This window comes from Bradyrhizobium sp. BRP19 (genome assembly GCF_020194195.1).
Taxonomy (GTDB): Bacteria; Pseudomonadota; Alphaproteobacteria; order Rhizobiales; family Xanthobacteraceae; genus Bradyrhizobium; species Bradyrhizobium yuanmingense.
The window spans coordinates 1-7,835 of record NZ_JADYVZ010000043.1; the positions used below are offsets into that span (position 1 = coordinate 1).

Here is a 7,835-nt window from a genome sequence, read left to right on the forward strand (position 1 = left end):
AGGTCCGAGCGCTCGTGCGGGAATGCGTGCTGGAAGAACTCTTCGCCGGTAAAGTACTGGAAATATGGGTCGTGGACCCAGCGCTCGCACACCCCCTCATCGGACAGCCCGTAAATGTGCTTGAGCAACAACAGCCCGATCATGAAGCGGGTTTCAATCCCCGGTCTGCCGTTCTCGCTGTAGAGCGGGGCAATCTCCCCGTCGATCCAGTCCCAATCGATCCTGCCGGCAAGCAGAACCAACTCGTGCTTCATGTTGATGATCTGATCCAGCCGTGCCCGGAACAGATCGTTCGATCCCGTCGTCTTATGCTTCTTCGGCCGCATCGTCCTCCGGCGCACCACAGAAGCACGGTTCACAACGGAGAGGAATCCACAAAACGAATTTGCAAGGTTTGCGGCGTCCAAGCATCAAATCCCTGCAATCTCAAACGCCATCAAATCCCAGAAACAGACTCCCGCTCAATCGCTTAGAGGCTTGTTCACGGGCGACAGTGTAAGTCGCACCATGGATGCGCGATCCCTCCCAGCGTCGCGCAGAGTTTGCTGCTGAGACACTGAATCGGCGCTGGCTTGCGACTGTTATGCCCGAACCATCAATGACAAGTTGGATCCGTGCGCCTCAGCTCCCACAACCTGCTTGGCAGCACAGCCGAGAGTTTTCCCAGAGCATCGTGTCCGGATTACAACTAAACAATTCGCGTGACATAGCGACAGCGTGCCCTTTTTTTTGGCACCGACAGAACCACCAGCGCCGAGCTCTCCAGGTTGCGGCGTCGACGCAGCGTGCCTGTAGGTCATCAAGAAGACGACATTTGACTCGTGCTGCCAAGCAAAAGCGATCTGACGATCTGTTCGAATTCGACCGCGAAAGTGCACTGTGCGTGGCCGCCGGCACGGACGCACCTGATGCGCAATTCAGACGACCGGCTCTACTTGGTCGAAGAGCAGCACGAACCGGGAGAGCGTGAGGTCGTCACGGCGATCAGTCAGAAGCGTGCAGTGGTTTGGCTGATCGCCAACCCGGCCCGTCGTCGTGGTGCGGCTGCCTCTGATCGTAAGCACGCCGAACGCCCTTTGTCTGGTGTCTAAACGTCTTCATTGTTCTCGAGGCAAGTGGCCCAGGCGGGCTGCGTTTCGTTGGGTGAATTGCTACGCGGTCTCCTCAGCTTTCAGTCAGCTAGCGCCGATACAAAGCCGATGGGTTTGGCGAGGCGCGGCAGCCCGCTAAACTCGACGGCAGCGTGGGTGTAGCAGGATACGGGCCTTCATGCCTCCCTGGCTAACCGACTCCGAGCCGCGCCCGCGCTGCTTCCGACTGGTGGGCCGGGATCAAGTAGTTAGGCTCGTCCTCCGACGACGATGATCTCCCGGCCTGCTTCTTCCGCTGCTTTGAGGCTGGCCGGTGTGGGAGTTGGCGGCTCGTGGCAGGGACAGCTGACCTTGCCCCCATATGTGGAACGGCCCGCGAGGCAAGAGCTTTTTCAGTCGATTTCACACATTGGGACGGTGCGGTTATATGTCCGGCCTTTGCGCGCGGCACATGGCCGCTGGCCTCGATGAGATCCGCGAAACGAGGAGCCAAATCAAGTTTGCGCGCTTGAGCGCATTGGGGGCAGTGGCTTCACTCGTCTCGGGATTTCGTCCCATGGGTTCATCGCCTGTCGTTGCACCTTGCCCTCTGCCGGCCTGCGCCGGTCAGATCGTTGTGACGGTCATTGCGTTCATCAGTCGGCTACCGCGGTAATCGCCAGTGGGTCGGGACGCCGATAAGTCCCGCCCTTGTTTAGAAGCGCCCAGATGATCCGCGCCGTCTTATTGGCCTCCGCGACCGCGACAACTTTGAAAGGCCGTCTGGCAAGAAGCGCCTTCAGCCACGGCCGGCTCAGCGCGTCGTTTCGGGCAACCCGCAAGACGGCCGTTGCCCCGACGACGAGGAGAGAGCGGAGCTCCGGATTCCCCATCTTTGATATCCGCCCCAGCCGCTCTTTGCCAGCCAGGCCGCGAAGTGGCGAGCTGACGTGAACCCTCCGGGGTCTGGCACAAGCGCCTTAATGGTCGCCGCTGTAATGGGGCCGACGCCAGAAATCGTGGTCAACCGACGCATGTCCTCGTCGCGCTTGCCTCCACAATAATTGCGCGCTCGAGCCTGTCGATCTGGTCCGCTGCAGCTTCGATCTCATCGGCAATCGCCATCAGGGCGAAGCGCGCCGCTGCGGGCAGGCGGACATCTGTCTTGTCCCGCACGATCGCAATCAGCGCCTCAACCTTTGCCATGCCGGCGGCGGCGATGATCCCCAATTCGGCCAAATGCGCGCGCAGCGCGTTAACCGTCTGCGTTCGCTGCCGCACTAGAAGAGCGCGGGTCTTCAGCACCATCGCGGCAGCCTGTTGCTCGGCTGTCTTAATCGGCACGAAGCGCATGGTCTTTCGGGTCACCGCTTCGCTGATGGCCTCCGCGTCCGCCGCATCCGTTTTGCCTCGCTTGACGAAGGGTTTAACATAAGCCGGGGGAATGAGCCGCACCTCATGACCGAGAGCTGCGATCTCGCGCGCCCAATAGTGGGCGCTACCACATGCTTCCATCCCCACCAGGCACGCTGGCAGCTTCTCAAAGAGACGCAGAACTTCGCTGCGCCGTAGCTTCCGGTTGAACACGGGTGAGCCCTCGGCATCCGCCCCATGAACCTGGAAAACGTGCTTGGCCAGATCCAGCCCAATGGTGATAACCTGCTTCACGGAACGGTCCCTCCTTTGTGGTGTTCGAACAACGACCACGTTCTAGCACTTTGATGCTGTTGGAGCGGGCCGTTCCACCACATCAAGTTTTATCCATTCCTGAGTTCGCTCCGGTCGTTGGATTTGCCCGGTTGGGCGGTGGGAGCGACGGCAGCTGGCGCGGAGCCTTCGGCATAGCGCAGCGCCAGATCCCGGCGCGGGTGACAGGTGAAGGCGAACTCGGAGGGCGTTTTCCATCCGAGCTGCGAGTGGGGTCGGGCATCGTTGTAATCGGCCCGCCAGCATCCGAGAGCCATGCGAACCTGGGCCACTGACGTGAACAGCGTCTCGTTCAGCAATTCATCCCGCAGCTGGCCGTTGATGGGGAAGACGGCCCCGCTCCCTCGGCGCCGGCGATATACTGGCGATGGACGAACCCGCTTACAGGAGCAATTGACCAATGGAAGCCGCAACAATTGGGTTGGACATTTCGAAGCACGTGTTTCACATCCATGCAGTTGATGCCCAAGGCCAAGTGGCCGGTCGCCAACGCCTCCGGCGAGGCGAGATCGTGTCGTTCTTCTCCTCGCTCGCACCTTGCCTGGTCGGCATCGAGGCCTGCGCGACTGCTCACCACTGGGCGCGGGAGATTCGGCAATTTGGGCACGATGTCAGATTGATTCCGCCAGCCTATGTTAAACCCTACCTACGAAGAGGAGCCAAGAATGACGCCGCTGACGCGGCCGCGATCTGCGAAGCGGAGTCGTCCCAATATGCGGTTCGTTCCAATCAAGAGCGCCGAGAACCAGGGCTTCTTGATGCTTCATCGTGCAAGAGGCTTGCTGGTCCGCCAACGCACCATGACAGCTTGCGCCATTCGGGCTCACTTTGCTGAGTTCGGAATCATTGTCGGGCAAGGCCGGCAACGGGTGGACGGTCTGGTGGACTTGTTGGATGACGAGGAACTGACGCTACCGGCCCACGCCCGCATCGCGCTGGCCGTCCTTGTGAGCCAGCTGAAGGAATTGGACCGGCAGGTCGAGGCCATTAAGCGCGAACTGGCTGAGATCCAGCGAGTAAATCCGATGGCGAAGTTGCTGTCCTCGATTCCCGGGATCGGTCCCATTACGGCCACGGCTCTCGCCGCGACCGTGCCGGACGCGACCATGTTCCGCTCCGGGCGGGAGTTCGCGGCCTGGCTTGGCCTGACGCCTAAGCAGAATTCCACCGGCGGGAAGGATCGACTCGGCCGGATTACGAAACAGGGCGATTCCTATCTCAGGCACTTGCTTGTCATCGGAGCACGCAACGTCGTTCGGTACCCAAAGGCACGCGGCTTCTTTTGCGGATCGCGAGTGGCGCGATCCAGGCAGCGTGATCTCCTTTTGATGATACCCGCTGCGCGACCGATCTGATTCCACATCAGCGAAATTCTGGGACTGTAGGAAAACAAGTTTTTCACAACTTCAAACTCAGCAACGGATACATAGGAGGCAGGGACGGGGGGCATGGGCCGACCAATCCTGGTAGGCGCCTGTTGGTCTTTTCGGGGATACAATCCGGGACCCTTGTGTGGGAAAGATATGACTGAACGGCGTGTGCTCTGGTTGTGTTGCGGCGTCGGCTTCTGTCTCGCCTGCCAGAGAGGCTAGCGTGCGGGCGACGAATTCGCGCAGACAGCAACCGCGTTATCAGTTGGGGGGGGCAAATCCGCTGGACGAGCACTGGCAGAAAGCAAACCCGCTGCTTCCGCTGGTCTTGATCAGAGCTTGCGATACGAACCAAGATCTTGGTCTGCGGACGTGGTTTGTTTGAACCGGCTCTGGTGTAGTTGTGCAGGCTGGATGAAACTCGTGGAGTAATCTAGAAAGGCTAAGTTATGGCCACGCCACATCTAATGCTTCCAATCGAGGTATCGGCGGACCTGATGAGGCATCTGTCGCCAGATCGCGCGCAGGCGGTAGTTGACATCATTAGAAACTCCTCGCCATCTCTCATAAGCCAAATGAAATCTTTGAGGCTCATTCTCGGCGCCGATGTGAACGCAGTCGCTCTTGAGGACAAGGTGCCGAGTTCAGGCTCCAAAATGGATCGCTACGACTGGTTCTTCTTGGTCCAGCGTATCCAAAAAGATTCAGACCTTGCCGGATTGGTGGCGCTTCTTCGGACTATGAGTGGATGCGCCGCACTTGTAAGCTCCAAGAGCGTCCTAACAGATGTTGAGGAAGCGATCCTGGGCGAGGCCGTTCAATCGATTGTAGAAAACTACGGAGAACGAACATGACTGGCCCTATGAAGTACGAGGAACTTAGGAGGGCCCATGCCGGTGAAGCCCTCACCAACTGGATTACTGGTCATCAAGGCTTGTTCGTACTCTGCCGTGAACTCGAGCGCAGCCTCAAGCTAATGGAACGTGCTATTTCAGCCGACAATCATGTGGCCACTGCTCGTCAGTTTCAGCGGTTCTCATCAATAACCAGGGCGTGTGCAGTCGCGTTCAAGGTTGCCGGCAATATGTCCAGGAACGACTACGAGAAACACGTGGTCGTTCCGATGCTCGGCGTGGATGAGGCCTTCACAGGACTTTGGGCTCGCGACCATTCCTCGATGTTGCAGCAACTGCGTTCCACCTTTGCGAAGTTGCGCGGCTTCGAAGCGGAACGAGCAGCCATAAAAATGCTGACCGCCGTGATGGTCAAGCAACACGAGCGCGTTTGCGAGCGCTTTGCGAAGGGCCGGCCCAGTCTGAACGCTCAAGCCCGAAGCGGAATGGCAGCGGATCGTCCAGAAGGCTACTTGCTTATTCGTGAGCGATTTGGACCGCGGCACGTGCAGTTGATCGACTCATAGCGAATATGATCGGCCACCTGGAGTGAGCAACACGCTCCCGATCAATGGTTCGCCGAACTAGGCGCCGTTTGGCTGCCAATGAATAAGCCGGCGTCAGTCAACGCTTTTACGTAGGTCTCGTGATGGTGAAAGTCGTGCTTGAACTGCTCAAGGTTGTCGAGCTCATCATGCCAATTTTCTGCTGATAACTCTCCTTTGAATGTCGATTTCAGCATCTGCATGATGGCAGCTCGTTGCTCGACCGGAAGCTTGGCAATTGCCGAGTTTAGATATCCACCCGGCCCGAGTTTTACCTCAGTTGAGGTATAAACACCGGCCGCACGAACAGCGTCGATCTGGATCGGTAGGCTCACCCTGCAATTCGGGAATATCCATGCGCGGTAGCGATGCAATGCGAGAAAGTAGATCGATGCGAAGAATGCAAAATAGCCGTCGATCGGAAGAGTGCGCGCTGGTCTTTTGTCGGTGCGCGGCGTAGTAATGTTGTTCCAAGTTGGCATGCCTACGATAATAGGATCACCGGGCTGGTACGAACTTTCCAGATATCGGGCGTGATCTACGGTTGCAATTATCTCGAACCCGATATTTGGATTTAGGCCTAGCATTGCTCCAACTGAAGCCGATAAGCCTTCCCGTAGCGCGCGATCCTGGCTCTCCAACCGGAAGCGGTATCCATCACCATTCTTCACGACCTTGTAGTTGTCATCGATGCCGCGAGCCTTGGGACCCTTCGTAATGTGGGAGTTATAGACTTCATGGTCATAAGTCTCCTGCCACATGATGATGCCGTCAGCGCCGGCGTTCTTCAGGCTTCTATAATGCCGTGACGTCAGCGCCATCGTGCAAAACAGTACTCTGTTTGCGAGACTTCCGCCCATTATCTGCCTTACTCGTTGAACAAGGACGGGAAGCTGATCTCTTACGAATTTTACATCATCGCCACCAACAAGTTCGATGTGCTGGAAACCCTTCGCGAGTAGGTACTCAACCTGCACGACAATGAGCCGCTCGTCCAGGCTTATCCGGCGCATCTCATTGTTGTCGGAGCGCCAGCCACAGAAATTACAATCAGACGCGCAGCGATTTGTTACCTCCACCGGTGCCATCGAAACAACCAAGCCGCCATAAATCTTGCGACGGACAAATTCGGACTTTGCAAGAACTTTGTCGCGAATGGCCTGGAACTCGGTTGAGTGGATCGCGTTCACGAGTGAATTGAGCTTCGCGTAGCTGAGTGACTCGCTCTCCGCTTCCTCCAGTATTGCCTCGACTTGCGGCACTGTTGGGATGTCATGATTCTCGGTAAGGTCGAGAAAACGCTCGCGGTCGATTTTATACATGGTTCACGCCCTGTGAAGGCAAATGCTGTTTTCGGTCAGAGCTCAGAGTTCTTGAATAGTTCGGCAAGCGCAAAGTGGGCTCCCAGTTTTAGGAGTAAGGCCCCAGGCAGCGCCATCAATCGAATTGCCGCCGACGAGTAATTGTGATGGAAGCATCATATGGCTGGAATCATCTACTACCAAATGTTGTAGAGTTGAGGTCCCAAGGGAGAACGACCAACTGTGCCGCGGAATCTGCCAGGAGAAATCGCCCTTCGCAGTGCTTCGACCTCGCTCGAGGGACATTCACTCGACATCGTCCGCTTCGGGTTCTATCGGTATCGTTGACGGCCTCGAAGCTCTGCGAGCCCTTCCCTGTTGCGGATGATCAATACACTCCGCGCCTCCGGCGGGTCGAACATAGGGCGATCAGGCCAGCCTAGCTGTCCTCTCACCGATGACATTTCTAGTGAGCGGAACCTGCGACTTGTCTATCAGGCGCCGACACCGCGAATTTGGTGAGACCCTGCGCGGGACTGCCGAACTCGCCGTCGATCGTCGCGGACACGCCGCGGTGAGCTGCGTCATCCAACTACAACAGCGATTGTGAGAAACTTCACGATACAACCTCGGCCTGAGGCTTAGGTTAGGGTGCATCGAGTAGTGCTACGGATGTGCTGGCCCCTATTTGGTCACCACTTTGCATGTCCCGCAGCGATAAGCGATCGAGGCATCTTCGGGTTTCGCTTCCCTCGGAGTTTCAAAAGCGGGAGAAGCACATGGTGGGACGTCTTCCAGAACGTCGGATTGATCTAAAAGCGCTGACCTGCCACTGCGTATTTCCTCCAGAAGGAGTTAGAGTCCGGCCCGAAGAAGGACGGACAGATGAAGCGAGCAAGGTTCACGGAAGAGCAGATTATCGCGGTATTGAAGGAGCATGAGGCTGGGG

The 7,835-nt window shown here is 57.5% G+C and carries 6 protein-coding genes and 3 pseudogenes; 5 read left to right on the top strand and 4 right to left on the bottom strand.

Annotated features, from left to right (window positions below; all coding sequences use genetic code 11):
* The coding region (locus I6F36_RS38000) for a transposase (RefSeq protein WP_225173226.1) at positions 1-326 on the bottom strand (326 nt) is incomplete at its 3' end.
* A gap of 582 nt (positions 327-908) precedes the next feature.
* Here I6F36_RS38000 and I6F36_RS38005 point away from each other — a divergent pair.
* Positions 909-1,091, top strand: a complete 183-nt coding sequence (locus tag I6F36_RS38005) for a hypothetical protein (RefSeq protein ID WP_225129232.1) — start codon at positions 909-911, stop codon at positions 1,089-1,091.
* Positions 1,092-1,726: 635 nt separating this feature from the next.
* Here the strand turns inward: I6F36_RS38005 and I6F36_RS38010 are convergent.
* Together I6F36_RS38010 and I6F36_RS38015 are read right to left on the bottom strand one after the other, a co-directional pair.
* Positions 1,727-2,738: pseudogene (locus I6F36_RS38010) on the bottom strand (IS110 family transposase).
* A gap of 89 nt (positions 2,739-2,827) precedes the next feature.
* Positions 2,828-3,097, bottom strand: a pseudogene (locus tag I6F36_RS38015) (transposase); the annotation flags it as partial.
* A gap of 80 nt (positions 3,098-3,177) precedes the next feature.
* Here I6F36_RS38015 and I6F36_RS38020 point away from each other — a divergent pair.
* From I6F36_RS38020 to I6F36_RS38035, 4 genes and pseudogenes are all read left to right on the top strand, one after another.
* Positions 3,178-3,423, top strand: a pseudogene (locus tag I6F36_RS38020) (IS110 family transposase); the annotation flags it as partial.
* Between the two features lie 19 nt (positions 3,424-3,442).
* Complete coding sequence (locus I6F36_RS38025; RefSeq protein WP_225143829.1) at positions 3,443-4,132, top strand: IS110 family transposase; 690 nt, start codon at positions 3,443-3,445, stop codon at positions 4,130-4,132.
* A gap of 512 nt (positions 4,133-4,644) precedes the next feature.
* The gene (locus I6F36_RS38030) at positions 4,645-5,001 is read left to right on the top strand and encodes a hypothetical protein (RefSeq protein WP_225129228.1); all 357 of its coding nucleotides are present in this window, start codon (positions 4,645-4,647) and stop codon (positions 4,999-5,001) included.
* Entirely contained in the window at positions 4,998-5,567 is a 570-nt protein-coding gene (locus I6F36_RS38035) for a hypothetical protein (protein ID WP_225129226.1), read from the top strand. Before I6F36_RS38030 ends, I6F36_RS38035 begins: the two co-directional genes overlap by 4 nt.
* Before the next feature lie 41 nt (positions 5,568-5,608).
* On the opposite strand, the gene I6F36_RS38040 is transcribed toward I6F36_RS38035, so the two are convergent.
* Entirely contained in the window at positions 5,609-6,907 is a 1,299-nt protein-coding gene (locus tag I6F36_RS38040; RefSeq protein WP_225143831.1) for a hypothetical protein, read from the bottom strand.
* Positions 6,908-7,835 lie beyond the last annotated feature (928 nt).